This is a genomic window from Propioniciclava sp. LT432, from assembly GCF_059515965.1.
The window spans coordinates 95,710-120,394 of record NZ_JCAKNE010000005.1; the positions used below are offsets into that span (position 1 = coordinate 95,710).

Genomic DNA, 24,685 nt, shown 5'->3' on the forward strand with positions numbered 1-24,685 from the left:
CGCGACCCATGCCACTGTCCCTGATCGGAGCGCCCACGGATGTGGGCGCGAGCGTCGCCGGCTGCCGCCTGGGCCCGGGCGCCCTGCGCGTCGCCGGCATCGGTGCAGCACTGGAGGCGCTGGGCCAGGACGTCCGCCAGGTCGGCGACATCGAGGGTCCACCGAACCCCCAGACCCCGCCCGTGAACGGATACCGGCACCTGCCCGAGGTCATCGCCTGGACCACCGCCCTGCGGGACGTCGTCGCCGCCGAGCTCGCCGAGGGACGCACGCCGATCGTGCTGGGCGGGGACCACTCGCTCGCGATCGGCTCGATCAGCGCCGTGGCCGCGCACTGCCGCACGGTCGGCAAGAAGCTCCTCATCATCTGGGTGGACGCCCACGCCGACATCAACACCAACGAGATGACCCCGTCCGGCAACATCCACGGCATGCCCGTGGCGTGCCTGCTGGGTCGCGGCCCCGACGAGCTGACCAGCCTCTCGGACCAGGTGCCGGCCATCACCGCGGACCAGATCCACCAGGTGGGGCTGCGCAGCGTCGACCCGGGCGAGAAGCGGGTCCTGGCCGAGACCGGCCTGGCCGTCTACGACATGCGGTTCCTCGACGAGGTCGGGATGAGGCGGGCGATGACCCGCGTCCTGGCCTCCGTGGACGCCGACACGCACCTGCACGTGTCCCTCGACCTCGACTTCGTCGACCCCAGCGTCGCACCCGGCGTGGGGACGCCGGTCGTCGGCGGGCCGACCTACCGCGAGGCCCACCTGGTGATGGAGATGATCGCCGACACCGGACGCCTCGGATCCCTCGACATCGTGGAGGTGAACCCCGCCCTGGACGTCCGCAACGCCACCGCCGAACTGGCCGTCGACCTCGTCGGTTCGCTCTTCGGCAAGTCGACGCTGCTGCGCGTCACCGACCTGGCGAACCCTCCGCGGGGCTGACCTCCCCGTCGTCCGGCTCGTGCTCGAGCGGGCCGCCGGGACGCCCGTGCCGGACGAGGTCGGTGAGCGCGTGCCACGTCGCAACCTTGACGCGGGGACGCCCGTACCGCACGCCGGCGGCCTCCTCGGCCTCATCGATGCGCTCCCAGTCCTCGAAGGTGGACGCGGTCAGGCCGCGCGAGGCGAGTACCTCACCCGCGTCCGGCCCCGTCGGGGTGGGCAGCGCGCCGGCGGCCAGGTCCTCGAGTAGCCGGGCCACGGTGGCGGCGGCGTCCGACTTGTTGGTGCCGATCACGCCGAGAGGGCCGCGCTTGATCCAGCCGACCACGTACTCGCCGGGGCGGGGGCCAGCGGCGTCCAACACGCGACCGCCCTCGTTGGGGATCACGCCGCTCTCGGGGTCGAACGGGACGCCGGGCAGCGGCTTGCCGCGGTAGCCGATGGCGCGCAGGACCAGTTGGGCCGGCACCACCTCACGCTCCCCCGTGCCGACGACGCGGCCGTTCGGGTCGAGGCCGGTGCGCTCCAGCACGACGGCCCGGACGCCGGTCGCACCGACCAGCTCCACCGGTCGCCGCCAGAAGGCCAGGTGGAGCCGGGCATGGGAGTCCTCGACGACCCGCTCGCGCGCGGCCCGCAGCGCCTCCAGGTTGGCCCGGACACGGCGGTCCGCGTCCTCGGGCGTGTCCGGCACCGGGTCGTGCAGGACCGGCTGCACCCCGTCCAGGGTCAGGAGTTCGCGGAGTTCGGTGGTGGTGAAGGTCGCGTGCTCGGGCCCCCGGCGTCCGACCACCCACACGTCGGTCACGTGCCGGGCGTTCAACTCGGCGAGGACCTCCTCCGGCATGTCGGTGGCACCCAGGCGGGCCCGGTCGGCGAGCAGGATGCGCGCGACGTCCACCGCGACGTTGCCCACTCCGAAGGTCACCGCCGTCTCGACCCCGGTCAGGGTCTGGGGTTCGGCGTCCGGGTGGCCGCAGTACCACGCCACGAACTCGCGGGCCGAACGGCTGCCGGGCAGGTCCTCGCCGCGTACGTCGAGGCGACGGTCCTCGGCTGCGCCGGCGGCGTAGACCACGACGTCGTAACCGGCGCGCAGGTCGTCGGCGGTGATGTCGGCGCCCAACTCGACCAGGCCGAAGAAGCGGACCCGCTCGGAGGCGAACGGCTCGGCGAGCACCCGCTGGATGCCCTGCAGGCTGGTGTGGTCCGGGGCCACGCCGTAGCGGAGCAGGCCGTAGGGCGTGGGGAGCCGGTCGAGGATGTCGACCAGGACCTCGTCCGACCCCTTCAACAGGGCCGCGGCTGCGTACAGCCCCGAGGGTCCGGCTCCGACGATGACGACACGCGGCTGGCTGGACGGCATGGCCCATCGTGGCACGGGCCCGGGCCGAAGGCTAGGACTCCTCCGGCCCGGGCCCGGCCTCGTGCACCGGGGCCAGTGATCGACGGACCAGCGCGATGGTGATGACCGCGGTGGACGCCGGGGGCTTGGGCCCCCGGCGTCCGCCCTCAGACCGTCAGCGGACGATCGGCCGGGTTGATCGGCCGGGGCAGGTTGGAGCTGCCCTGGAGGAACGCGTCGACCCCGTGGGCGGCCGAGCGTCCCTCGGCGATCGCCCAGACGATGAGCGACTGCCCGCGGCCCGCGTCACCGGCCACGAACACGCCGGGCACGGACGTCTGGAAGGAGGCGTCGCGGACGATGTTCCCCCGGGCGTCCAGCTCGAGGCCGAGTTCGCGGACCACGCCGTTCTGCTCCGGCCCGACGAAGCCCATGGCCAGCAACACCAGGTCCGCGGGGATCTCGCGCTCGGTGCCCTCGACAGGCTGGAAGCGGCCGTCACGGAACGCCACCTCCGAGAGGCGGAGCGAGGTCACACCGCCATCCACACCGACGAACTCGCTCGTCGAGACGGAGTACTCCCGGCCGACCTCGCCCTCCTCGTGCGAGGTGCTGACCCGGAAGACCATCGGGTAGGTCGGCCACGGCTGCCCGCCCGGACGCCCCTCGGGCGGGGTCGGCAGGATCTCGAGTTGGGTCACGGACGCCGCCCCCTGGCGCAGGGAGGTACCGATGCAGTCGCTGCCGGTGTCGCCGCCGCCGATGACCACGACGTGCTTGCCGGTCGCCGTGATCTGGTCGGCGACGGTCTTGCCCAGCGCGACCCTGTTGGCCTGGGGCAGGAATTCCATGGCCTGATGGATGCCCGCGAGCTCACGCCCCGGGATCGGCAGGTCGCGCGGAACCGTCGACCCGATGGCCAGCACGACCGCGTCGAACCGCTCGGTCAGCTGCTCGCCGGTGATGTCCACCCCGATGGTCGTGTTCGGCTTGAACACCGTCCCCTCCTGGCGCATCTGCTTGAGGCGCCGGTTGAGGACCTTCTTCTCCATCTTGAACTCGGGGATGCCGTAGCGCAGCAGGCCCCCGATGTCGTCGGCCCGCTCGTACACCACGACCGTGTGACCCGATCGGGTCAGCTGCTGGGCGGCGGCCAGACCGGCCGGGCCCGAGCCGACGACGGCGACGGTCTTGTTGGTGTGCCACTCGGGCACGACCGGGATCACGCGGCGGTCGTCCCACGCCTTGTCGGCGATGGCGACCTCGATGTTCTTGATCGTCACCGGCTCACGGTTGATGCCGACCACGCAGGCCGTCTCGCAGGGGGCCGGGCACAGGCGCCCGGTGAACTCCGGGAAGTTGTTCGTGGCGTGCAGCCGGTCCGTGGCCTCCCGCCACTGGTCGTGGTAGATGAGGTCGTTCCACTCCGGGATGAGGTTGCCCAGCGGGCAACCCGAGTGGCAGAACGGGATGCCGCAGTCCATGCAACGGGAGGCCTGCTTGCGGATGATGGGCAGGACGGCCCGGCCGGGCGAGCCCGGGTACACCTCGTTCCAGTCCTGGACGCGCTCGGCGGGGTCCCGGCGCTCGGCGACCTGGCGCGCGACCTTCATGAAGCCCTTCGGATCAGCCATGAGCAGCCTCCATCATCTTGTTGACCGTCTCGTCGTCGGAGAGGCCGGCGGCCTCAGCGTCCTCCCGGGCGGCGAGCACCCGGGCGTAGTCGCGCGGCAGCAGCTTCGTGAAGCGGCCCCGCCAGGCCGATGCCCCGGCGTCCAGCAGCTTCTGTGCGACGGTGGAGCCGGTCATGTCCACGTGGCGCGCGAGGAGGGTCTCGATGCGGTCCACGTCGGAGTCGGTGATGTCAACGGCGTCGACGAGTTCGGTGTTGACGCGGTCCCGGACGAGGTCGAGCACCCAGGCCAGTCCACCGGACATGCCGGCGCCGATGTTGCGGCCCGTCGGGCCGATGATCAGCGCCTCACCCCCGGTCATGTACTCGCACGCGTGGTCGCCCACTCCCTCGACCACCGCGGTGGCGCCGGAGTTGCGGACACAGAACCGCTCCCCCACCTGGCCGCGGATGAACAGCTCGCCGGAGGTGGCACCGTAGGCGATCACGTTGCCCGCCACGATCTGCTCCTCGGGGGCGAACGGCACGTCCTCGGCGGGGCGGACGGACAGGCGTCCCCCGGACAGTCCCTTGCCGAAGTAGTCGTTGCTGTCGCCGACCAGGCGCAGGGTCACGCCCGCCGGCAGGAACGCGCCGAAGCTCTGGCCGCCGGTGCCGGTCAGCGTGATGTCGATGGTGTCGGCCGGCAGGCCCTTGCCGCCGGTCGCCTTCGTGACCGCGTTGCCGAGCATCGTGCCGACCGTCCGGTCGACGTTGGAGACGTCGACGGCGAACCGGACGCGCTCACCGGCCTCGAGTGCGGGACGGGCGCGCTCGATCAGGTCGTTGTCGAGCTTGGACGCCAACCCGTGCTCCTGCTTGCTGACGCAGTGCAGGGGCCCGTCGGTCTCGACGCGGTGCAGGATCGGCGACAGGTCGAGCCCCGACGCCTTCCAGTGGTCGACGGCCTCCTTGGTCTTGAGGGACTCGACGTGGCCGACGGCCTCCTCGATCGAGCGGAAGCCCAGGGACGCCAAGTGTTCGCGCACCTCCTGGGCGATGAACTCGAAGAAATTCACGATGTGGTCGGCCTGTCCGGAGAACTTCGCCCGCAGCTCGGGGTTCTGCGTCGCGACGCCCACCGGGCAGGTGTCGAGGTGGCAGGCGCGCATCATGATGCACCCGCTCACGACGAGCGGGGCCGTGGCGAAGCCGAACTCCTCCGCGCCCAGCAGGGCGCCGATGACGACGTCGCGGCCGGTCTTGAGCTGGCCATCCACCTGGACGACGATCCGGTCGCGCAGACCGTTCAGCAACAGGGTCTGCTGGGTCTCGGCGAGGCCGAGCTCCCAGGGGCCACCCGCGTGCTTGAGCGAGGTGAGTGGCGCGGCGCCGGTACCCCCGTCGTGCCCGGAGATGAGCACGACGTCGGCCTTGGCCTTGGCCACGCCGGCGGCCACCGTGCCCACCCCGACCTCGGCCACCAGCTTCACGTGGATGCGGGCGACCGGGTTGGCGCACCTGAGGTCGTGGATGAGCTGCTTGAGGTCCTCGATCGAGTAGATGTCGTGGTGCGGTGGCGGCGAGATGAGCCCGACGCCGGGGGTTGAGTGCCGGGTCCTCGCCACCCACGGGTAGACCTTCTGGCCGGGCAGCTGGCCACCCTCACCGGGCTTGGCGCCCTGAGCCATCTTGATCTGGATGTCGTCGGCGTTCGTCAGGTAGTCGCTGGTGACGCCGAAACGTCCGGACGCCACCTGCTTGATCGCCGAGCGACGGACCGGGTCGTGCAGCCGATCGGCGTCCTCGCCCCCCTCGCCCGTGTTGGACTTGCCGCCCAGACGGTTCATCGCGATCGCGAGGGTCTCGTGGGCCTCCTGGCTGATCGACCCGTAGCTCATGGCCCCCGTGGAGAACCGCTTGACGATCTCGCTGACGGGCTCGACCTCGTCGATCGGGACCGGTTCACGCCGGGTGGTGTCGAGCTCGAGCAGGCCCCGCATCGTCATCAGGCGCTTGGCCTGGTCGTCGACGCGGGCCGTGTACTGCTTGAAGATGTCGTACCGCTTCTCGCGCGTGGCGTGCTGCAGGCGGAACACCGTCTCGGGATCGAAGAGGTGCGCCGGCCCCTCGCGACGCCACTTGTACTCACCTCCGACCTCGAGCGTGCGGTGCGCGAGCGTTCGCCGGTCGACCGGGTACCCCAGGTCGTGCCGCGCCTGGATCTCACGCGCGATCTCCTCCAGCCCGATTCCCTCGACGCGGCTGGTCGTGCCGGTGAAGTAGCGCTCGACGAAGTCGGACGCCAGCCCGACCGCCTCATAGATCTGGGCGCCCGTGTAGGACGCGATGGTCGAGACGCCCATCTTGCTCATGACCTTGAGGACGCCCTTGCCAAGCGCCTTGCGGACGTTCTTCAGCGCCTTCTCGGGATCGACGGTGACGTTCATGTCCCGGCGGGCGAGGTCCTCGGCGGACTCGAACACGAGATACGGGTTGACGGCCGCGGCACCGTAACCGATGAGCAGGGCCACGTGGTGCACCTCGCGGACGTCGCCGGCCTCGACCACCAGCCCGACCTGGGTGCGGGTCTTCTCCCGGACGAGGTGGTGGTGGACGGCCGAGGTCAGCAGCAGCGACGGGATCGGGGCGAAGTCGATGTTGCTGTGGCGGTCGCTGACGATGATGATGCGCGCGCCGTTGGCGATGGCCTCGGAGACCTCCGCGCAGATTTCGTCGATGCGGCGCGCGAGGCCCTCGGCCCCGTCGAGCAGCCGGTAGAGGCCGCGGACGACGTGGGACTCGAACTCCGGCATCGTGCCGTCCCGGTTGATGCGGACGAGCTTGGCGAGCTCGTCGCTGTCCAGGACCGGGTAGGGGATGACGATCTGGCGGCAGGAGTCCGGACCGCCCGAGAGCAGGTTCGCCTCCGGGCCCACCGATCCGTAGAGCGACGTGACGAGTTCCTCGCGGATGGCGTCCAGCGGCGGGTTGGTCACCTGGGCGAACAGTTGGCTGAAGTAGTCGAAGATCATCCTCGGGCGGTCGCTGAGGACGGCGACCGGCGTGTCCGTGCCCATGGAGCCGATCGGCTCGGCGCCGGTCTGGGCCATCGGCCCGATGATCATCTTCAGGTCCTCGTGGGTGTAGCCGAACACCTGCTGGCGCCGCACGACCGAGGCGTGGCTGTGGATGACGTGCTGGCGCTCGGGGAGGTCGGCGAGGTTGAGTCGCTCACCGACCCACTCCCCGTAGGGCTGCTCCGCCGCGAGCCCGGCCTTGACCTCGTCATCCCCGATGAGCCGGTGCTGGTCGAGGTCGACCAGCAGCATCCGGCCCGGCTGGAGGCGGCCCTTCTGGACCACCCTGGACTGCTCGATCGGCAGCACCCCGGCCTCGGACGCGAACACCACCAGTCCGTCGTCCGTCACCCAGTACCGGCCCGGGCGCAGGCCGTTGCGGTCCAGCGTGGCGCCGATCAGGGTGCCATCGGTGAAGCAGACGGCGGCGGGTCCGTCCCAAGGCTCCATGACCGAGCTGTGGAACGAGTAGAAGTCGCGGCGTGCCGCATCCATCTCGGCGTGGTTCTCCCACGCCTCGGGGATCATCATCAGCACCGCGTGCGGCAGGGAACGTCCGCCGAGGTGCAGCAGCTCGAGCACCTCGTCGAAGGAGGCCGAGTCGGAACCGCCGGGCGAGCAGATGGGGAACAGGCGATTCAGGTCGCCGGGGATCAGGTCCGTCTCGAGCAGGGCCTCGCGGGCGCGCATCCAGTTGCGGTTGCCCTTGACGGTGTTGATCTCGCCGTTGTGGGCGATGTAGCGGAACGGGTGGGCCAGCTCCCAGCTTGGGAACGTGTTGGTGGAGAACCGGCTGTGCACCAGCGCCAGGGCGCTCTCGGTGCGCTCATCCAGCAGGTCGGGGAACGTCTCGGCGAGCTGCTGGGTGGTCAGCATGCCCTTGTACACCGTGGTGCGGGCGCTGAGGGAGGCGAAGTAGACCCCGACCTCGGTGCGGACGCGCTTGTTGAGGGGGTACACGTGCCGGTCGAGCTCGATGCCGGACGCCTTTCCCGACGTCAGGAACACCTGCTCCATGTGGGGCATGACAGCCAGCGTGACGGGGCTGAGGGTGTCGCCGCACAGGGGCACCTCACGCCAGCCGAGGACGCGCAGGCCCTCCTCGATGGCGAGGTGCTCGATGCGCAGCTTGGCCGTGAGCCGTTCGGACGCCTCGGCCGGCAGGAACGCCATGCCGACGGCGTAGTGGCCCTGCGGGGGCAAGACGAAGTCAACGGTCTCGCGGAAGAGTCGGTCGGGAACCTGGAGCAGCATGCCGGCTCCGTCGCCGGCCGCCTCGTCGGCACCGGTGGCGCCACGATGGTCCAGATTCTCCAAGGCCAAGAGGCCCTTGGCGACGATGTCGTGGCTGGCCTGGCCGCTCAGGTGGGCGACGAAGCTGACACCACACGCGTCGTGTTCGAAATCGGGTCGGTACAGGCCCTGGGCAGGCCGGTGCGTCGATGTGTTCACTTGTGTCTCCTGCGCCAACGGGCTCTGTGACAGCCACCCCTGGTGGAGCAACTTCCTGGCCACTTCCGCATGCCGCGGGAAGAAGATAGCGCACGACGTGTTTCGCGCGCGTTACGTGGACCGAAGTTGTTCTTGGGGTTTCTGACCCTCCACAGGTGCGCAGGAGTTGTCCACAGATGGGGTTCCCGACCACGGAATGGTCTGCGGGACGATCCATGCTGACGTCATGACGACTCTGCCACCCACCCTGCACGAGCGCAGCGATCGCGCGTCCATCCTCTCCAGCATCCTCGAGGTCGGCCATCCCCGACCGGGGGTGACCCTCATCGCAGCACTCGACCTCCGCTCGGGTTCCGTCCTGCACGTGCGGCACCTCGAGACGCCCGAACCCTTGCCCGAGGATGCGTGTGATGTGCCCTCCGAGCTGTCGGCGTTGATGAGTCCGACCTTACGATCCTTGGCCCACGAGCTGGTTCCCGAGCGCGACTGGATCGAGGGAGCGGGTTGGGGCGTCCCGGACCAAGAGTTGGTCACGGTGGTGTGCCGCCGGGGCGAGCGCGCCGTCGGTGCGGCCGAAGAGCAGTTCTTCTGGGGCTGGAGGTACAGCAACCACCTGACCGCGGCGTTCCATGGCGACGTGTACGTCGTCACACCGACGGGTTGGGCGGGGCTGGACGCCGAAGGAACCTGGCCGGCGCTCCACCCACTCTCCCAGGAACCTGCCAACGACCTGATCCGCTTCCCCGAGCTGGCCGAGCGCCGCAGCCTGCTCGTCGACCCAGCAGTTCAAGAGGCCGCCTCGGTGTTGGCGGCCGCAGCCTTGGACCAAATGGTGCCCCACCGCGGCGAATGCCTCCTCTGCTATGAGTCCCGGCTGCTCGCCGTCCTGGGTTGCGACCGCAGCTTCCGCATTGCGCAACGCTTTCGGGACGTGAGTGCGCCGCGCGCCACCGCGATGGAGACCCGGTTGCGGCGCTGGGGCGGGTCCTGCGACTGCCAGGTGCTGGAGCTCCACGGCATTCGTACCTCGGTGGTTGACTTCGAGCAGGCCCTGGACCAGGTCGTCCCGGAGGCTCCTCGACGGGGGCGGGCGCTGCCCTTCGGCTGCTTCGGCGTCCGCCCCGGATCGACCCAGCCCTGCCTCGCCTGGATGCGCCTCGCCTAAGCGTCGAGCGCGAGCCCTAGGCTCCCGATACCAGGGCGCGAAGCCAGTCACGGAAGCGGTCGTCGGCCATGCGCAAGTCGGTCATTTCGTCCGGGTTGAACCACCGGAGGTCGTCGTGCTCATGGACGGCGGCGTTCGTGGGTTCTCCGGCCCAGCCGGTGACCCGGAAGACATGGGTCTCGGCGGCCGGGAAGAAGACCGGGAAGGGCACTGGCTCGAACCTCGCGACCTCGACTCCCAGTTCCTCGCGCACCTCCCGTCGCAACGCCTCCTCGGGGGCCTCCCCCGGTTCGAGGTGGCCGCCGGGGAGGTCCCAGGTGTCCGGGTGGTCGACGCGATCGTGTCGCCGGTGCACCAGGAGCAGGCGCCCATCCCGCAGGAACAGCCCGAACGCCAGCCTCGGGCGCGAACGCGTCACGCCGTCGCTTCAGCCTCGGCCACCTCGTGGTCGGGGCCACCCACCCCGCGACGCTCAACCCAGGGCTCACGCCCCTTCTTGAGGTAGGAGGCGACGACGAAGTAGACGAGGCCGGCCACCGCGATCAGCAGGGCCGTCACCTGGTTGGTGCGCAGCGGCCCGACGTAGTAGCTGAAGTCGGTGCGGATGCCCTCGATCCAGAAGCGTCCGGTGCCGTAGACGACGCCGTACAGGGCGAAGAGTTTGCCCCAGCCCAGCTTGAACTTGCGGTCGATCGCGAGCAGGACCAAGCCCCCGACGAGGTTCCAGCTGAGCTCGTAGAGGAACGTGGGCTGGAAGGTGGGCACATCGGCGTACTCGGCCGGGCGGTGCTCCGGGTCGATCTCCAGGCCGAGGGGGCCGAGATCCGGACCGCCGAACAACTCCTGGTTGAACCAGTTGCCCAGGCGGCCGATCGCCTGGGCGATGATCAGGCCGGGGGCGAGGACGTCGGCGAAGGCCGTCATGCGCGCACCGAGGATGCGCGCCGTCACCGCGGCGCCGATGGCACCACCGAGGAGCGACCCGAAGATCGCGATGCCGCCCTCCCAGATGAAGAACGCGCTCCACGGGTTGCGCCCGGGGGCGAAGTAGTCCTCCCAGTGCGTGGCCACGTGGTAGATGCGTGCGCCGACGATGCCCGCGGGGATGGCGACGAGCACCATCGTCTCGAAGGTCTCGGCGAGGCCGCCGCGCTCCTTCCAACGACGGGAGCCGAGCCACCAGGCGAACACCATGCCCGCCATGAGGCACAGCGCGTAGATGTGGATCGTCAGCGGACCGATGGAGAACTTGCTGATGTCAGGGCTGGGGATCGAGAGGATCGTGGAGAGCACGGCGCCCATCTTGCCCCATGTCACCCCACGGCTCGTGCGCGGCGATGATCTGGACGCCCTCCGCTTGCTGGGCCCGCAGCCAGTTCCGGATGGCACGCCAGGCCGTCCGATCGGTACGCATGACCCGTTCGAAGACCGCCAGCCCGAGTGGGGCGGCGCGCCCCTGGAGCGTGAGGCGCGTGAACACCGCGTCGCCGGCATGCAGCAGGGCTGGCTGCCCCGGCCGGTCCACGAGGACCCCGCAGTGGCCGGCCAGGTGTCCGGGTAGGTCGACCAGTCGCACGACGTCGTTGATGCGTCCCGCGGGACGTCCATCGTAGGAGTCCAGGAGGGGCGTCGGGGCCCAGCGCGTACACGCGGACGCGCTGGCCGCGCGGATGCAGCAACTCGCGGCGTCCCAAGGGGCCGTCGCCGAGGCGCTCGACTCCCCCACCCCGGGCTGCCCCTACGGGGTCTGAGCCCGGACGCCCGCAGCCAGGTCGGCGACCACGGCCCGCAGCCCCGTCAGGTCGTCGGGAGTCCCGGCGTCCTCCGCGGCCAGCAGCGGCTTGATCAGGGCCGAACCCACGATCACGGCGTCCGCGAAGGAACCCACCTCGGCCGCCTGCGCGCCGTTGCTCACGCCCAGGCCGACACCGACGAGGGTGTCCGACGCGAGCGTGCGCAGGCGCGCCACGAGTTCGGGCGCCTGTGAGGACGTCTGCTGACGTGCGCCCGTCACGCCCATCACCGCCGTGGCGTACACCCAGCCCCGGCAGGCTCGCGTCGTGGAGATGAGGCGTTCGTCGGTCGTGCTCGGCGAGACGAGGAAGATGCGGTCCAGGTCGTGCGCCTCGGAGGCGACCATCCAGTCCTCGGCCTCGTCCGGGGTGAGGTCGGGAGTGATGAGGCCGACGCCGCCGGCGTTGGCGAAGTCGCGGGCGAAGGAGTCCACTCCGTAGTGGTCGACCAGGCTCCAGTAGGTCATGCACAGTGGAGTCCGGCCCGCGGCCGCCACCGCCTCGACGGCCTTGAACACGTCGCGGGTCCGGACGCCACGCCGCATCGCCAGCGTGCCCGCACGCTGGATGACGGGACCATCCAGGATCGGATCGGAGTACGGGAGCCCGATCTCGACCATGTCGACGCCGGGGGTGGCGTCATCGCCGCAGAGTGCGCGCATGGCGTCCAAGGATCGGGGCACGTCGGGGTACCCGACCGGCAGGTAGCCCACCAGGGCGGCCCGCCCCTCGGCCTTCGCCTTCAGGATCGCCTGGCCCGACCGTCCGGCGTTCGTGAACTGGTCCATCAGAAGCCCCCCACCGTCTGGTCGGGCGTACCGTCCAGGCCGAACCAGGCCAGGGCGGTGGCCACGTCCTTGTCACCACGCCCGGACAGGCAGATGCAGATCAGTGGCGACAGGTCCGGCTGCTCCTCGGCGAGCCGACGTCCGAGCCGGAGCGCGCCGGCGACGCCGTGCGCGGATTCGATGGCGGGCATGATCCCCTCGGTCTGCGTGAGCAGCTTGAAGGCGTCCATGGCCTCGACGTCCGTGACCGGCTCGTATGTACCGCGTCCGGTCGCGGCCAGCCACGCGTGCTCGGGCCCGACACCCGGGTAGTCCAGGCCGGCCGAGATGGAGTGGGACTCGATGGTCTGGCCGTCCTCGTCCTGCAGCACGTACGTGCGCATGCCGTGCAGGACGCCAACCGAGCCGCCGGTGATGGACGCCGCGTGGCGCCCGGTGGAGATGCCCTCTCCCTCGGCCTCGAAGCCGTAGAGCTTCACCTCGGGATCGTCGATGAAGTCAGCGAACATGCCCATGGCGTTCGACCCACCTCCGAGGCAGGCAGCCACGGCGTACGGCAGTTCGCCGTAGCGCTCGAGCAGCTGGGCGCGCGCCTCGGTGGAGATCACGCGCTGGAACTCCTTCACCATCCGGGGGAACGGGTGCGGGCCGGCGACGGTTCCGATCAGGTAGTGGGTGTGGTCGACGGTGGCCACCCAGTCGCGCATGGCCTCGTTCATGGAATCCTTCAGGGTCGCCGACCCCGACTCCACCGCGACGACCTCGGCGCCCAGCAGTTGCATGCGGGCTACGTTGAGGGCCTGGCGGTCGGTGTCCACCTTGCCCATGTAGACCCGGCACTGGAGACCGAGCAGCGCGGCGGCCGTGGCGGTCGCGACGCCGTGCTGGCCCGCACCGGTCTCGGCGATCACGCGCGTCTTGCCCATGCGCTTGGCCAACAGGGCCTGGCCGAGCACGTTGTTGATCTTGTGCGACCCGGTGTGGTTGAGGTCCTCACGCTTGACCACCAGCCGTGCGTTGCCGGCGTACTGGCTCAGGCGCGGAAGCTCGGTGATCGGTGTGGGGCGCCCGGAGTACTCCACCTGCAGCCGCCTGAGCTCCTGGGTGAAGGACGGGTCCGCCATCGCGAGCTCGAACTCGCGGTCGAGCTGGGTGAGCGCGGCGTTCAGGGCCTCCGGGACGTACTGGCCCCCGAAGATGCCGTAATGGCCGCCCTTGTCGGGCAGGGAGATGGGTTCGGTCACCCTCGCAACTCTAGTGGCGAGGCAAGGCGACCCGGAGGTCGCTGTCTCACTTCCGCTGCGCGGCCGTCCCGGCTTCGATGAACGCCGCCACGGACGAGCGGGGATCCCCGTGCCGGACCAGCGCCTCCCCCACGAGGATGACGTCCGCGCCGGCAGCGGCGACCCGCTCGACGTCGGCCACCGACAGGATGCCGGACTCGGCGATGCGCACACGGTCGGTCGGGATCAGGTCGACGAGCGACTCGAACTGGGCGATGTCCACCTCGAGTGTCTGCAGGTTTCGGTTGTTGATGCCGACCACCCGGGCTCCGAGGTCGACCGCGCGGCGCGCCTCCTCCTCGGTGTGCACCTCCACGAGCGGGGTGAGTCCGAGGTCGAGCGCAAGCGCGTGCAGGCGTTGCAGGTCGGTGTCATCCAGGGCCGAACACATCAACAGGGCCAGGTCGGCGCCGGCGGCGCGGGCCTCCCACAGCTGGTAGTCGGTGACGATGAAGTCCTTGCGGAGGATCGGCGTTTCGACGGCCCGGCGCACGGCCACCAGGTCCTCCAGCGACCCGCCGAAGCGGCGTTTCTCGGTCAGGACCGAGATCGCGGCGGCTCCCCCGGCGGCGTACTCGGACGCCAGCGCGGCCGGGTCCTCGATGTCGGCCAGAGCACCCTTCGAGGGTGAACTGCGCTTGACCTCGGCGATGACGGACAGGCCCGGTGCGGCGAAGGCCTCCACGACGGGGCGCGTCGGCGGCATCGCCGCGACGGCGTCCATCAGGTCGGCGAGGCTGCGGTGGGACTGGCGCTCGGCGAGATCCTCCCGGACGCCGGCGACGATGTCGTCGAGGACACCCACGACTAGTGCTGCTCCTCGACGAGGTCCTGGCCGAAGCCCATCTTCACCATGACACCGCCGACGATGGCGGCCAGGACCATCACGGCCAGGCCGATCCAGACGACGGTCCAGTTGATGTTCAGGAAGAAGCCGACCGTGGCGATGAGGGCGCCGATGGTGGCCAAGACCGAACCGGTCCAGGCGGCGGGCGTCTTGCCGTGGTGGTACTTCTCCTTGAGCGTGCTGCTCATCGTGGCTCCTCTTCGTCCGTCGGATCGAGTCCTTCGTCCATAGCTTTCCAAGAAGCGACCGGATCTGTCACGTTCCCGGTCCCTGCATCGGCGCTCCGGACCCGCTTCCCCGGCGGCCGGGCGATCCACCAGGCGGACGCCGCGACGACGAGAACTCCCAGGACACCGTACGTCACCGGTGCGGCCGTCGAGGACAGCGTCCATCCCTCACCGAGTGCGGCCAGCGCCGCGTGCTGCTCCACGACGGCGTCGGTGGGGACCGGACCGGCGAAGCCCAGCACCGCCATCCCGACGCCCACCGCGAGGGCGACCCCTCCGACAACGCGGCGTCCCGTGCGGGCCAGCGTGAGGGTGGTCAGCACCGTGACCAGCACGACCGCGGGGAGGAGCGCCGCCAGGCCCCCCGTTCCCCCGGTGCCGTTGATGCCGGCCCGCCCGGGACCGGCCACACCCTGCTCCCAGGTCACCACCCACCACTCCGCGAGCGAGAGGCCGAGGGCCGCCAGGGCCGGCAGCGTCGCGAGGAGGCGTCCGTCACCCCTCACACGAGCCGCCGCATGCCGGACGCCGTGGCCACGGCCCGCAGCGCTGCCGCGGCCTTGTTGCGGGACTCGAGGTCCTCCGACGCGGGGACCGAATCCGCGACGATGCCGCCGCCCGCTTGGACGAAGGCCCGGCCGTCCTTGAGCACCGCAGTGCGGATCGCGATCGCCACGTCCGAGTTGCCGGCGAAGTCGAAGTAGCCGACGACGCCTCCGTACAAGCCGCGACGGGACACCTCGAGGCGGTCGATGATCTCCATGGCCCGCACCTTGGGTGCACCGGAGAGCGTCCCGGCCGGGAAGCACGAAAGCGTGGCATCCAGCGCCGTGCGTCCGGGCAAGAGCTCGCCGACGACAGTGGACTCCAGGTGCATGATGTGGCTGTAGCGGCGGACCTGCATGAACTCCACGACGCCCACCGTCCCGGGGACGCAGACGCGGCCCAGGTCGTTGCGGCCCAGGTCGACCAGCATGAGGTGCTCGGCGCGCTCCTTCGGATCGGCCAACAAGCGGGCCTCGTTCGCCGCGTCCTGTTCCGGAGTTGCTCCGCGCGGTTGGGAGCCCGCGATCGGGTGGGTGAGGACGTGGCGGTCGTTGACCGTGACCAAAGCCTCGGGGCTGGAGCCCACGACGTCGAGCCCGTCGAGGCGCAGCAGGTACAGGTAGGGGCTGGGGTTGCTGCGCCGCAGGACGCGGTAGACGTCGAGGGCATCGGCCGCGCAGGGCACCTCGAAGCGCTGGCTCACCACGATCTGGAACGCCTCGCCGGCCTTGATGTCCTCCACGGCCTCGAGCACGGCGGACTCGAACTCGGGCTGCGTGCGCTGCCGGGTGACATCCACCTCGGTGGGTTCCACCGGGGGGAGGCCGAGCAGCGGCTGGGCCGGCTCCCGGAGGCGGGCGACCATGGCTTCGACGCGGGCCACGGCGTCGGCGTACGCCTCATCGACCCGCTCGGGGGTGTCGTCGTAGTTGATGGCGTTGGCCACGAGCCACACCTCGCCGGTGTGGTGGTCGAGGACCGCGACATCGGCCGCCAACATCATCACGACCTCGGGGATGCGCAGGTCGTCCGGGTTGGAGTCGGGCAGGCGTTCGAGGCGGCGGACGATGTCATAGCCCAGGTAGCCCACCATGCCGGAGGTCATCGGCGGGAGGTCGGTGTCGCGCGGGGTGTGCAGGCGCTCGAGCGTCTCGGCGAGCACCGCCAGCGGGTCGCCGCCCGTGGGCAGGTTGGCCAGCTCACGTCCCGACCACGAGGCCTCGCCGTCACGCTCGGTGAGCACCGCCGCCGCGTTGACCCCGACGATCGAGTAGCGCGCCCACACCCCCTGCTCCGCGGACTCGAACAGGAACGTGTTCGTCCGCGTCCCGCACAGGTGGTGGTAGAGGCCGACGGGCGTGAGGTCATCCGCGAACAGGCGGGTGTGGACCGACACCACCCGGCGCCCCTGTTCGGACGCCTGGTCGCGGAAGCTCGTCAGGTCGGGGGTGATGGGGACCTCGGTGACGGTTCGCTCATGGCTCATGACGCCTCGTCCCCCAACAACTCGCGGGAGTCGAAGCACGTGGTGGTCCCGGTGTGGCAGGCGGCGCCGACCTGGTCGACCGTCAGCAGCACCGTGTCGCCGTCGCAGTCGAGGTGGACGGTCCGGACGTGCTGGGTGTGCCCACTGGTCAACCCCTTGATCCACAGCTCGCTGCGAGACCGCGACCAATAGGTGGCCTCACGGGTGGCCAGCGTGCGCGCCAGCGCCTCGTCGTTCATCCAGGCCTGCATGAGGACGGCACCGCTCGTCGCATCCTGCACGACAGCCGCAACGAGGCCTTCGGGCGTGCGCTTCAGTGACCCAGCGATCCCGGGGTCGAGGGTGTAGGACATGGGCGCCATTGTTCCACGCGCATCCCCGACGACCCCCCGGTGCCCGCCGCTAGGGTGGCCTGCATGGGATTCGCTGCGCAGGAACGAACCGCTCTGTGTGACGCCCTCCTGGAGGTGGGTCCGGACTCCCCCACGCTCTGCGAGGGCTGGACCTCGCATGACCTGGCCGCCCACGTGTGGGTGCGGGAGAACGACCCGTCGGCGCTGCCCGGGCTCGTGGTGGGCGCGCTCGCGGAGGTGACCACCTCCCGCATGGAGGCCACCATGCGCCGGTGGCTCTATCCCGAACTCGTCGAGCAGATCCGGCGCGGGCCGCGTCCGATCTCGCTCTTCGCCGTTCCGCTGCTGGACGAGCTGGCCAACACCACGGAGTTCTTCGTCCACACCGAGGACGTCCGGCGTCCCGCCGGCCTCCCCCGGCGCGCGATGACCCAGGAGTTCGAGGACCACGCGGCCAAGGGGCTGAACACCTCCGCCAAGCAGTTGTTCCGGAAGGCCCCCACCGGGATCGTCCTGGAGCGGACGGACCGTCCGCAGCGCCTGCGCGTCAAGGGGGGCGACACCACGGTGGCCATCATCGGCAAGCCCTCCGAACTGCTCCTGTTCGCCTACGGACGGATGGACGACGCCGACGTCCGCCTCATCGGTCCCGATGACGTCATCGCCGAGTTGCTGGCGGAGCACCAGGGTTTCTGAGCAGTTTCTTGGCCCCGCACGTCTCGCCGACACGGTGGTGTGCTGGGACCTGTATGAGTGATGCAGGTCTGCATCACTCATACAGTCCTGAGCACCTAGTCAAGGCACCGGCGCTGGAGGTCGCCAAACTGTCGGGCCCGCGCGGGACAGTGTCGGCATGCCCCCAATGAACGTGCCGCAACTCATCCGCCGCATTCGTCGGCGCGCCGACCTGAGCCAGGCCGAGCTCGCCGAGCGGCTCCGCGTGAACCAGGCCACCGTGTCCCGCTGGGAGCGTGGCGGGGCGGAGCCCACCGTGCGCCAATTCGAGCGCCTCCTCAGCCTCGCCGACTGCCAGTTGCGAGCCCTCGACCGCGAGGGCGCCGACCTCGTCCCGATGCGGGAGGATGCGCCCCTGGATCGCTGGGGCCGCCATCTGCCCGCGCACCTGGACGCCCTCGAGGGCGGCCACGTCGTGACGGGCGAGCTCCGAATCCGGGTGCCGACCTGATACTGGCGTGACGTCCGGCGAAGCGAACACGGCGTCCCAGACGACCACCCGACGTGGGCGGAACTCGTGGACGGCCGCAGGCGGAGGGCTTCCGAGCGGACGGAGCGTGCGCGCGCCCGCATCGGGCGAGGCGGTCGGGCCGAACCGTTCGCCTGCGCCTGCCCGGACGCCTGCGAGCCGGACGGGTTGTGCACACAGGAGTGCCCCTGCGCCTGCGACGCCTGAGCGTCCGGCGCAGGGGCACCCTGCGTCCTGTGCGACTGTCGACTCAGCGCTGGACGCGGGCGTTGCCCTTCCAGAGGTCCCAGACCTGCTTCTCGTCCGCCGCCATGCCGTAGTCGTAGAGCGACGTGGCCGCGAGGGCGCCGGTGGCCCACCCGAACTGGGCGCACTTCTCGACGTTCCAACCCTTGAGGATGCCGTAGAGGACGCCGCCGACCGAACCGTCACCGCCGCCGATGCGGTCCATGACGTCGATCGGGCGGAGCGGGGCGAGGTAGAACTCGCCGTCGTTCCACAGCAGGATGCCCCACTGGTGACGGTTGGCCGACTCGACCTCACGCAGCGAGGTGCCGATCCAGTGGGCGTCGGGGTAGGTGTCCTTGATGCGCCCGATCATCTTCTTGAACTCCTCGATCTTCTCGTCGATCGAGTCGCCGCCGGCCTCCGGGCCCTCGATGCCGAGGCAGAGCTGGAAGTCCTCCTCGTTGCCGTAGAGGATGTCGCAGTTCTTCGCGATCTCGTCGAACGCGGCGCTGAGCTCTTCCTCGCGGCCCTTCCAGAAGGTGGCGCGGTAGTTGAGGTCCATCGCGACGAGCGTGCCGTTGGCGCGCGCCTTCTTGGCGAGTTCCACGCAGAACTTCGAGGTTGAGGGGCTCAGAGCCGCGATCAGGCCGGACAGGTGGAGGATCTTCACACCCTCCTCGACGAAGAGCTTGTCGAGGTCGAACTGGTCCACGGAGAGCTCGCGGCCGACCTCGCCGGCGCGGTCGTTCCAGACGCGCGGGGCGCGGCCGCCGAAGCCGGAGTCGGCGATGTTGAACTGGTGGCGCAGGCCCCAGGCATCACCCTGCGGCAGGTCGGGACCCTCGTAGCTCATGTTGCGCTTGCGCAGGTCGGCCTTGATGATGGCCGACATCGGGGATCCCTCGACGAAGGCGGTCAGGACCTTGGTGGGCTCACCCAAGTAGGACACAACCGTCGCGACGTTCGTCTCGGCGCTGGTGGCCTGGAGGAAGAACCGGTCGGCGACGTGCACGGGGGCGCGGTTCTCGGGCGTGATGCGGACGCCCATCGACGTCGGGACGACCAGGGACCACTTCGCGTTCTCGCGGAGTTGCATTACTACCTCCAAGTTTGTCGACAAGTGCTCTCGATCCTAGGGAGCATCCGTCTCTTGTGCCGGAAGTTGCCGCAGCGGGTCAACGCGCACAGCCGTCCACCACCCCACCGCGATCCCGACGAGGTCGGCGAGAGCGTCCAGCCACTCGCCGCCACGCGAGCCCACGAGCAGCGTGGCCTGCACGACCTCGCTGATCGGCACGTGGACCACCATCGGGACGACGGCCATCCACGCCTTCGGCAGCGCCTTGACCAGGGCCCAGGTCGGGACGGCGAACAGGATGACGTGGGCAAGCTTGTCCATCCCGGGGAACGACAGGGCTCCCGCATCCGGCGGGTCGGGGGTGTAGAGGCCCCAGAAGTGCAACCCGAGTGCGAGGACGACCAGGATCCAGGGCACGTGGGCCCTGGCCCTGGGATCCTCCGGTTCGCCGATCACGCCAGCTTCTCCAGCAGGATCTCCCGGACGCGTGCGGCGTCCGCCTTGCCCTTCATCGCCTTCATGACCTGGCCGATCAGCGCGCCCGCCGCCTGGACCTTGCCGTCGCGGATCTTCTGCGCGACGTCGGGGTTGGCTGCGATGACGTCGTCCACGGCGGCACCGAGGGCGCCGCCGTCCGAGACGACGGCGAGGCCGCGTGAGGCGACGACTTGGGCTGGATCGCCCTCGCCGGCGAGGACGCCGTCGAAGACCTGGCGGGCCAGCTTGTCATTCACGGTTCCGGCATCCACGAGCGCCTGGACGGCCGCCACCTGCGGGGGCGTGACGCGAAGGTCGGCGAGATCGACGCCGGCCTCGTTGGCCCGGCGAGCGAGCTCACCCAGCCACCACTTGCGGGCGGAGCCCGGCGAGGCCCCCGCCGCGACGGTCGCGTCGATCAGGTCGAGCGAGCCCTCGTTGCCGATCACGTCACGCATCTCGAGGTCGGTGAAGCCCCACGCCTCCTGCAGGCGTGTACGGCGCTGGGCCGGATCCTCGGGCAGGGTGGCGCGGAGTTCCTCGACCCAGGCCCGGCTCGGCGCCACGGGGACGAGGTCGGGCTCGGGGAAGTAGCGGTAGTCCTCGGCCTCCTCCTTGGAGCGGCCGGGCGAGGTCCAGCCCTCCTCGTGCCAGTGCCGGGTTTCCTGGTGGACCCGGCCGCCGGCCGCCAGGATCGCGCCCTGGCGCTGGATCTCGAAGCGCAGCGCGCCCTCGACGGAGCGCAGCGAGTTGAGGTTCTTGGTCTCGGTGCGGGTACCGAGCACGTCCGACCCCCGAGGCATGAGCGAGACGTTCGCGTCGCAGCGCATGTTGCCGGCCTCCATGCGTGCGTCGGACACACCCAGTGCGCGCATGAGCTCGCGCAGGTGCGCCATGTAGGCCCGCCCGACGGCCGGGGCGTGCTCCCCCAGCCCGCGGATGGGCTTGGTGACGATCTCCATCAGGGGCGTGCCTGCGCGGTTGTAGTCGACGAGGCTGTACTCGGCGCCGTGGATGCGCCCGGACGACCCGGCGTGCATGAGCTTGCCGGCGTCCTCCTCCATGTGGACGCGCTCGATCTCGATCCGGTACGTGCGGCCGTCGACCTCGAGGTCGAGGTGGCCCTCGAAGCAGATCGGCTCGTCGTACTGCGACGTCTGGAAGTTCTTGGTCATGTCCGGGTAGAAGTAGTTCTTCCGGGCGAACCGGCACCACTCGGCGACCTCGCAGTTCAGGGCCAGCCCGATGCGGATGGCCGACTCGACCGCCTTGCCGTTGACCACGGGCAGGGAGCCGGGCAGGCCCAGGCAGACCGGGCACGTGGTCGTGTTGGGCTCCCCGCCGGGGGTGTTGTCGCACCCGCAGAACATCTTCGACTTCGTGTTCAGCTCGACGTGGACCTCCATGCCCAGCGCCGGGTCGTACGCGGCCATGACCTCGTCGTAGTCCATCAGGTCGTCCATGTCAGGCCTCCTTCGTCCAGCGGTCGGCGATGCGATCAGTCAGGACGCCGCCGTCACGCTCGGCGTACAGCCGCTCGAGCGCCGCGCCGACCCGGTACACCCGGTCCTCGGCCAGCGGGGGCGCCATGACCTGCAACCCGACGGGCATGCCGTCGTCGGAGGACAGACCGCACGGGAACGACCCGGCCGTGTTGCCGGCCATGTTGGTCGGGATCGTGCACAGGTCCGACTTGTACATCGCCAACGGGTCGGAGAGCTTCTCACCGATGCGGAACGCGGTGAACGGCGTCGACGGGGAGACCAGGACGTCCACCTGCCCGAAGGCCGCGTCGAAGTCGCGGCTGATCAGGGTCCGGACCTTCTGGGCCGAGCCGTAGTAGGCGTCGTAGTAGCCGGAGCTCAGGGCGTACGTGCCGAGGATGATGCGGCGCTTGACCTCGTCGCCGAAGCCGGCGGCGCGTGTGACGGCCATGACCTCCTCGGTGCCGCGCGTGCCGTCGTCACCGACGCGCAGGCCGTAGCGCATGGCGTCGTAGCGGGCCAGGTTGGAGGACACCTCGGACGGCATGATCAGGTAGTACGCACCCAGTCCGTAGGAGAAGTGGGGGCAGGAGACCTCGACGATCTCGGCGCCGGCGCCGCGCAGCAGGTCCAGCGCCTCGCGGAAGGCCTGCTCGACGCCGGGCTCGTAGCCCTCCCCGCCGAGTTCGGTCACCACGCCGATGCGCAGGCCCTTGATGTCGCCCGATCGCGCGGCCTCCACGACGGCGGGCACGGGCGCGTCGATGGAGGTCGAGTCCATCGGGTCGTGGCCGCAGATGACCTCGTGCAGGAGCGCGGTGTCGAGGACGTTGCGGGCGCAGGGGCCCGGCTGGTCGAGGCTGGACGCCATCGCGATCACGCCGTACCGGGACGCGGAGCCGTAGGTGGGCTTGACGCCGACGGTGCCGGTGACGGAGGCGGGCTGCCGGATCGACCCGCCGGTGTCGGTGCCCAGGGCCAGCGGGGCCTGGAAGGACGCCAGCGCCGCGGCGGAGCCGCCACCCGATCCGCCGGGGATGCGGTCGAGGTCCCACGGGTTGCGGGTCGGACCGTACGCCGAGGTCTCGGTCGAGGAGCCCATGGCGAACTCGTCGAGGTTGGTCTTGCCCAACAGGACGAGGCCCGCGTCCAGCAGGCGCTGCACGATGGTGGCGCTGTACGGCGGGAGCCAGCCCTCGAGGATCTTCGAGGACGCCGTGGTCGGGACCCCCGCCTGGCAGAAGAGGTCCTTCACGGCCACGGGAACCCCCGCGAGCGGGCCGAGCTGCTCGCCGGCGTCCAGGCGGGCGTCGACGGCGGCGGCCTGGGCCAGCGCGCCCTTGGTGTCGACGTGGAGGAACGAGTTCACCTCGGCGTTCGTGCGCTCGATCTGGTCGAGGAACGCCTGCGTGACCTCGACGGCGGTCAGCTCGCGAGCGGCGATGCGGCGACCGAGGTCGGACGCCGTGGCGGTCAGGATGTCGCGGGTCACTGCTCCTCCCCCAGGATCCGGGGGACGCGGAAGCGCTCGTCCTCGACGGACGGGGCGCCGGCCAGGACCGCCTCGGGGGGCAGGCTGGGACGCACCTCGTCGGCACGGAACACGTTGGTCAGCGGCAGCGCGTGCGAGGTCGGCGGCACGTCGGCGCCCGCCACCTGCGAGACCGACGAGACGGCCTGCAGGATCACGTCGAGCTGGGGCGCGAGGCGCTCCAGCTCGTCAGGGGACAACTCGATGCGTGCCAGCTCAGCGAGCCGGGCGACGTCGTCGGTGGTCAGGGCCACGGTGCGACTCCTCGGGACGGGTCAGGGACCTGCCCATCCTAGGGGCCGCACCGTGGCGTCCGTCGGCCGGGTCAGCCGGCGAACTCGACCTCGAGGGTCTTCTCGACACCCGCCAGCGCCTTGCTGACCGGGCAGTTCTCCTTGGCGTCCTCGGCGAACGCCTGGAACTCCTCGGCGCTCAGGCCGGGGACGTCCGCCTTCACCTTGATGGTGGCACCGGTGACGCCGGTGCCGGGCACGAAGTCGACGCCGACCTCGGTGTCGAGGCTGGCCGGCGCGGTGCCGTTCTTGGCCAGGGTGTTGGACAGCGCCATCGAGTAGCAGGTCGCCAGGGCCGCGGCGATGAGCTCCTCGGGGTTGGTGGTGCCCGCCCCGGCCTCGGCGCGCTTGGCCCAGGCGACGTCGAAGGTGGCGACGCCGGAGGTGACGAGCTCAGTGGTGCCGGAACCCTCGAAGAGGGAGCCCTCCCAGTGGGTGCGGGCAGTGCTGGTGGTGGCCATGTCAGTTCCTTTCCTCGTTGTTTCAATCACGCTACAAGGTGCCCGACGCGGATCCCAGATCCTTGGGCGACGCGGACTCATCGGGTATCAAGTGGGGCATGTACCTGCTCCGCGTCGCCCTGCCCGACCGTCCGGGCTCCCTCGGAGCCGTGGCATCCGCCCTCGGGTCCGTCCACGCCGACATCAGCGCGGTGGAGATCGTCGAGAAGGGGGCCGGACGCGTCATCGACGACTTCATGCTGAACATTCCGGACGACGTGCGGCCCGACGCCCTGGTCACCGCGTGCACGCGTGTCCCCGACGTCGAGGTGCTGTGGGTGTCGTCCTACCCCGAGAACTGGGGCCTCCACTCGGACCTCGACCTGCTCGAAGCCATGGCGGAGGATCCCCATCACGCGGAGCACGTCCTGGCCGACTCAGCCCCCGCGACCTTCCATTGCGCCTGGGGCCTCGTGGTCGAGCGCGACGGCGGCGTGGTGCACCACCGCAGCGCGCTCGCCCCCCACGTGGCGACGATCCCCGACGGCGTGTTCGGTGACCTCAGCTCGGCCCATGTGGCCGAGCTCGACTCGGGCTGGCTGGACGGGTGGAGTGCCCACTCCGTCGCGGTCACCCCCTGCTGCCTCGACCACACGGTCGTGGTCGGACGCCCCGGTCCCGAGTTCCGGGCCTCCGAGCTGGCTCGGCTGCGCCATCTGGCCCTCATCGCCGGCGAGCACCTCGCGTCCGGCGTCGTCTGAGCTGCCTCGCCGGAGCACGGCGGGCTCGCTCAGTAACCGCGCAGGGCGAGGTAGGCGACGTAGCCGAAGGCGACGACGGCGATGAGAGCGACGGACGCCGCGGTGATGGTCCACCACCGCTGGTGGCGCTTCTGGCGCGTCGAGGGGACGCCGTCCAGGGGCCACTCCCCCACGCGCGGACGGACGCGCGGAGACGTGCCGCCGTTCAGGTCCAGGTCGGTGTTGAGTCCCTCCACGCCCGCCAGCCTACGCGAGGGGGTGGAACGAC

At 70.5% G+C, this 24,685-nt stretch carries 25 protein-coding genes; 5 read left to right on the plus strand and 20 right to left on the minus strand.

Annotation, left to right across the window (positions count from 1 at the left end; genetic code table 11):
• Nucleotides 1-8 precede the first annotated feature (8 nt).
• Nucleotides 9-944 carry an arginase gene (gene rocF, locus AC5YDV_RS03870; RefSeq protein WP_496184051.1) on the plus strand — a complete coding sequence of 312 codons (936 nt, stop codon included), beginning with the start codon at nt 9-11 and terminating at the stop codon, nt 942-944.
• On the opposite strand, the gene AC5YDV_RS03875 is transcribed toward rocF, so the two are convergent.
• The 3 genes from AC5YDV_RS03875 to gltB form a co-directional block, all read right to left on the minus strand.
• Nucleotides 913-2,310: a ferredoxin--NADP reductase domain-containing protein gene (locus AC5YDV_RS03875; protein ID WP_496184052.1), complete on the minus strand. Its 1,398-nt coding sequence runs from the start codon at nt 2,308-2,310 to the stop codon at nt 913-915. The genes rocF and AC5YDV_RS03875 overlap by 32 nt on opposite strands.
• Before the next feature lie 146 nt (nt 2,311-2,456).
• The gene (locus AC5YDV_RS03880; RefSeq protein WP_496184053.1) at nt 2,457-3,923 is read right to left on the minus strand and encodes a glutamate synthase subunit beta; all 1,467 of its coding nucleotides are present in this window, start codon (nt 3,921-3,923) and stop codon (nt 2,457-2,459) included.
• Nucleotides 3,916-8,433: a glutamate synthase large subunit gene (gltB, locus tag AC5YDV_RS03885; RefSeq protein WP_496184054.1), complete on the minus strand. Its 4,518-nt coding sequence runs from the start codon at nt 8,431-8,433 to the stop codon at nt 3,916-3,918. Before gltB ends, AC5YDV_RS03880 begins: the two co-directional genes overlap by 8 nt.
• Nucleotides 8,434-8,659: 226 nt before the next feature.
• Between gltB and AC5YDV_RS03890 the strand changes: the two genes are divergently transcribed.
• Complete coding sequence (locus AC5YDV_RS03890; protein ID WP_496184055.1) at nt 8,660-9,598, plus strand: DUF2695 domain-containing protein; 939 nt, start codon at nt 8,660-8,662, stop codon at nt 9,596-9,598.
• Between the two features lie 16 nt (nt 9,599-9,614).
• Here AC5YDV_RS03890 and AC5YDV_RS03895 read toward each other — a convergent pair whose 3' ends face one another.
• Genes AC5YDV_RS03895 through hisI form a run of 10 tightly spaced genes read right to left on the minus strand, consistent with a single transcriptional unit; the run spans nt 9,615 to nt 16,921 of the window.
• A complete protein-coding gene (locus tag AC5YDV_RS03895; protein ID WP_496184056.1) occupies nt 9,615-10,016 on the minus strand; it encodes an NUDIX domain-containing protein in 402 nt (133 codons plus the stop codon).
• Nucleotides 10,013-10,915 carry a prolipoprotein diacylglyceryl transferase gene (gene lgt / locus AC5YDV_RS03900; protein WP_496192332.1) on the minus strand — a complete coding sequence of 301 codons (903 nt, stop codon included), beginning with the start codon at nt 10,913-10,915 and terminating at the stop codon, nt 10,013-10,015. Before lgt ends, AC5YDV_RS03895 begins: the two co-directional genes overlap by 4 nt.
• On the minus strand, nt 10,857-11,324 hold the full coding sequence (locus tag AC5YDV_RS03905; RefSeq protein ID WP_496184058.1) for an MBL fold metallo-hydrolase: 468 nt from the start codon (nt 11,322-11,324) through the stop codon (nt 10,857-10,859). The genes lgt and AC5YDV_RS03905 overlap by 59 nt, the downstream gene beginning before the upstream one ends.
• Before the next feature lie 12 nt (nt 11,325-11,336).
• Nucleotides 11,337-12,179: a tryptophan synthase subunit alpha gene (gene trpA, locus AC5YDV_RS03910; protein ID WP_496184059.1), complete on the minus strand. Its 843-nt coding sequence runs from the start codon at nt 12,177-12,179 to the stop codon at nt 11,337-11,339.
• A complete protein-coding gene (gene trpB / locus AC5YDV_RS03915; protein WP_496192333.1) occupies nt 12,179-13,423 on the minus strand; it encodes a tryptophan synthase subunit beta in 1,245 nt (414 codons plus the stop codon). Before trpB ends, trpA begins: the two co-directional genes overlap by 1 nt.
• A gap of 46 nt (nt 13,424-13,469) precedes the next feature.
• Nucleotides 13,470-14,267 carry an indole-3-glycerol phosphate synthase TrpC gene (trpC, locus tag AC5YDV_RS03920; protein ID WP_496184061.1) on the minus strand — a complete coding sequence of 266 codons (798 nt, stop codon included), beginning with the start codon at nt 14,265-14,267 and terminating at the stop codon, nt 13,470-13,472.
• 2 nt (nt 14,268-14,269) lie between these two features.
• Nucleotides 14,270-14,497, minus strand: coding sequence for an HGxxPAAW family protein (locus AC5YDV_RS03925; protein WP_496184062.1), 228 nt, complete (start codon nt 14,495-14,497; stop codon nt 14,270-14,272).
• Nucleotides 14,494-15,042: a Trp biosynthesis-associated membrane protein gene (locus AC5YDV_RS03930; RefSeq protein WP_496192334.1), complete on the minus strand. Its 549-nt coding sequence runs from the start codon at nt 15,040-15,042 to the stop codon at nt 14,494-14,496. Before AC5YDV_RS03930 ends, AC5YDV_RS03925 begins: the two co-directional genes overlap by 4 nt.
• A complete protein-coding gene (locus AC5YDV_RS03935) occupies nt 15,039-16,568 on the minus strand; it encodes an anthranilate synthase component I (protein ID WP_496184064.1) in 1,530 nt (509 codons plus the stop codon). Before AC5YDV_RS03935 ends, AC5YDV_RS03930 begins: the two co-directional genes overlap by 4 nt.
• Complete coding sequence (hisI, locus tag AC5YDV_RS03940) at nt 16,565-16,921, minus strand: phosphoribosyl-AMP cyclohydrolase (protein ID WP_496184065.1); 357 nt, start codon at nt 16,919-16,921, stop codon at nt 16,565-16,567. The genes AC5YDV_RS03935 and hisI overlap by 4 nt, the downstream gene beginning before the upstream one ends.
• A gap of 63 nt (nt 16,922-16,984) precedes the next feature.
• Between hisI and AC5YDV_RS03945 the strand changes: the two genes are divergently transcribed.
• Together AC5YDV_RS03945 and AC5YDV_RS03950 are read left to right on the plus strand one after the other, a co-directional pair.
• Complete coding sequence (locus AC5YDV_RS03945; protein ID WP_496184066.1) at nt 16,985-17,617, plus strand: TIGR03085 family metal-binding protein; 633 nt, start codon at nt 16,985-16,987, stop codon at nt 17,615-17,617.
• Nucleotides 17,618-17,774: 157 nt separating this feature from the next.
• Nucleotides 17,775-18,107, plus strand: a complete 333-nt coding sequence (locus tag AC5YDV_RS03950) for a helix-turn-helix transcriptional regulator (RefSeq protein ID WP_496184067.1) — start codon at nt 17,775-17,777, stop codon at nt 18,105-18,107.
• 268 nt (nt 18,108-18,375) lie between these two features.
• Here AC5YDV_RS03950 and AC5YDV_RS03955 read toward each other — a convergent pair whose 3' ends face one another.
• The 6 genes from AC5YDV_RS03955 to AC5YDV_RS03980 all read right to left on the minus strand — a co-directional run bounded on the left by AC5YDV_RS03955 (nt 18,376) and on the right by AC5YDV_RS03980 (nt 23,677).
• Nucleotides 18,376-19,449, minus strand: a complete 1,074-nt coding sequence (locus tag AC5YDV_RS03955) for a PfkB family carbohydrate kinase (protein ID WP_496184068.1) — start codon at nt 19,447-19,449, stop codon at nt 18,376-18,378.
• A 36-nt stretch (nt 19,450-19,485) separates the two neighbouring features.
• Nucleotides 19,486-19,887: a VanZ family protein gene (locus AC5YDV_RS03960; RefSeq protein WP_496184069.1), complete on the minus strand. Its 402-nt coding sequence runs from the start codon at nt 19,885-19,887 to the stop codon at nt 19,486-19,488.
• Nucleotides 19,884-21,371, minus strand: coding sequence for an Asp-tRNA(Asn)/Glu-tRNA(Gln) amidotransferase subunit GatB (gene gatB / locus AC5YDV_RS03965; protein ID WP_496184070.1), 1,488 nt, complete (start codon nt 21,369-21,371; stop codon nt 19,884-19,886). The genes AC5YDV_RS03960 and gatB overlap by 4 nt, the downstream gene beginning before the upstream one ends.
• 1 nt (nt 21,372) lies before the next feature.
• A complete protein-coding gene (gatA, locus tag AC5YDV_RS03970; protein ID WP_496184071.1) occupies nt 21,373-22,884 on the minus strand; it encodes an Asp-tRNA(Asn)/Glu-tRNA(Gln) amidotransferase subunit GatA in 1,512 nt (503 codons plus the stop codon).
• Nucleotides 22,881-23,177 (minus strand): Asp-tRNA(Asn)/Glu-tRNA(Gln) amidotransferase subunit GatC, encoded by a 297-nt coding sequence (gene gatC, locus AC5YDV_RS03975; protein ID WP_496184072.1) that lies wholly within the window; start codon nt 23,175-23,177, stop codon nt 22,881-22,883. The genes gatA and gatC overlap by 4 nt, the downstream gene beginning before the upstream one ends.
• A gap of 71 nt (nt 23,178-23,248) precedes the next feature.
• The gene (locus AC5YDV_RS03980; RefSeq protein ID WP_496184073.1) at nt 23,249-23,677 is read right to left on the minus strand and encodes an OsmC family peroxiredoxin; all 429 of its coding nucleotides are present in this window, start codon (nt 23,675-23,677) and stop codon (nt 23,249-23,251) included.
• A 98-nt stretch (nt 23,678-23,775) separates the two neighbouring features.
• On the opposite strand from AC5YDV_RS03980, the gene AC5YDV_RS03985 reads away from it, so the two are divergent.
• On the plus strand, nt 23,776-24,417 hold the full coding sequence (locus AC5YDV_RS03985; protein ID WP_496184074.1) for an ACT domain-containing protein: 642 nt from the start codon (nt 23,776-23,778) through the stop codon (nt 24,415-24,417).
• Between the two features lie 29 nt (nt 24,418-24,446).
• On the opposite strand, the gene AC5YDV_RS03990 is transcribed toward AC5YDV_RS03985, so the two are convergent.
• Nucleotides 24,447-24,653 carry a hypothetical protein gene (locus tag AC5YDV_RS03990; protein ID WP_496184075.1) on the minus strand — a complete coding sequence of 69 codons (207 nt, stop codon included), beginning with the start codon at nt 24,651-24,653 and terminating at the stop codon, nt 24,447-24,449.
• Nucleotides 24,654-24,685 lie beyond the last annotated feature (32 nt).

Bases quoted from the DNA above. Each gene is read 5' to 3' on its own strand.
- gatB (WP_496184070.1), bottom strand. From the start codon at position 21,371: ATGGACGACCTGATGGACTACGACGAGGTCATGGCCGCGTACGACCCG.
- AC5YDV_RS03945 (WP_496184066.1), top strand. From the start codon at position 16,985: ATGGGATTCGCTGCGCAGGAACGAACCGCTCTGTGTGACGCCCTCCTG.
- AC5YDV_RS03875 (WP_496184052.1), bottom strand. From the start codon at position 2,310: ATGCCGTCCAGCCAGCCGCGTGTCGTCATCGTCGGAGCCGGACCCTCG.
- AC5YDV_RS03980 (WP_496184073.1), bottom strand. From the start codon at position 23,677: ATGGCCACCACCAGCACTGCCCGCACCCACTGGGAGGGCTCCCTCTTC.
- AC5YDV_RS03985 (WP_496184074.1), top strand. From the start codon at position 23,776: ATGTACCTGCTCCGCGTCGCCCTGCCCGACCGTCCGGGCTCCCTCGGA.
- AC5YDV_RS03890 (WP_496184055.1), top strand. From the start codon at position 8,660: ATGACGACTCTGCCACCCACCCTGCACGAGCGCAGCGATCGCGCGTCC.
- rocF (WP_496184051.1), top strand. From the start codon at position 9: ATGCCACTGTCCCTGATCGGAGCGCCCACGGATGTGGGCGCGAGCGTC.
- trpA (WP_496184059.1), bottom strand. From the start codon at position 12,179: ATGGACCAGTTCACGAACGCCGGACGGTCGGGCCAGGCGATCCTGAAG.
- AC5YDV_RS03950 (WP_496184067.1), top strand. From the start codon at position 17,775: ATGCCCCCAATGAACGTGCCGCAACTCATCCGCCGCATTCGTCGGCGC.
- AC5YDV_RS03880 (WP_496184053.1), bottom strand. From the start codon at position 3,923: ATGGCTGATCCGAAGGGCTTCATGAAGGTCGCGCGCCAGGTCGCCGAG.
- hisI (WP_496184065.1), bottom strand. From the start codon at position 16,921: ATGTCCTACACCCTCGACCCCGGGATCGCTGGGTCACTGAAGCGCACG.
- AC5YDV_RS03935 (WP_496184064.1), bottom strand. From the start codon at position 16,568: ATGAGCCATGAGCGAACCGTCACCGAGGTCCCCATCACCCCCGACCTG.
- AC5YDV_RS03955 (WP_496184068.1), bottom strand. From the start codon at position 19,449: ATGCAACTCCGCGAGAACGCGAAGTGGTCCCTGGTCGTCCCGACGTCG.
- AC5YDV_RS03925 (WP_496184062.1), bottom strand. From the start codon at position 14,497: ATGAGCAGCACGCTCAAGGAGAAGTACCACCACGGCAAGACGCCCGCC.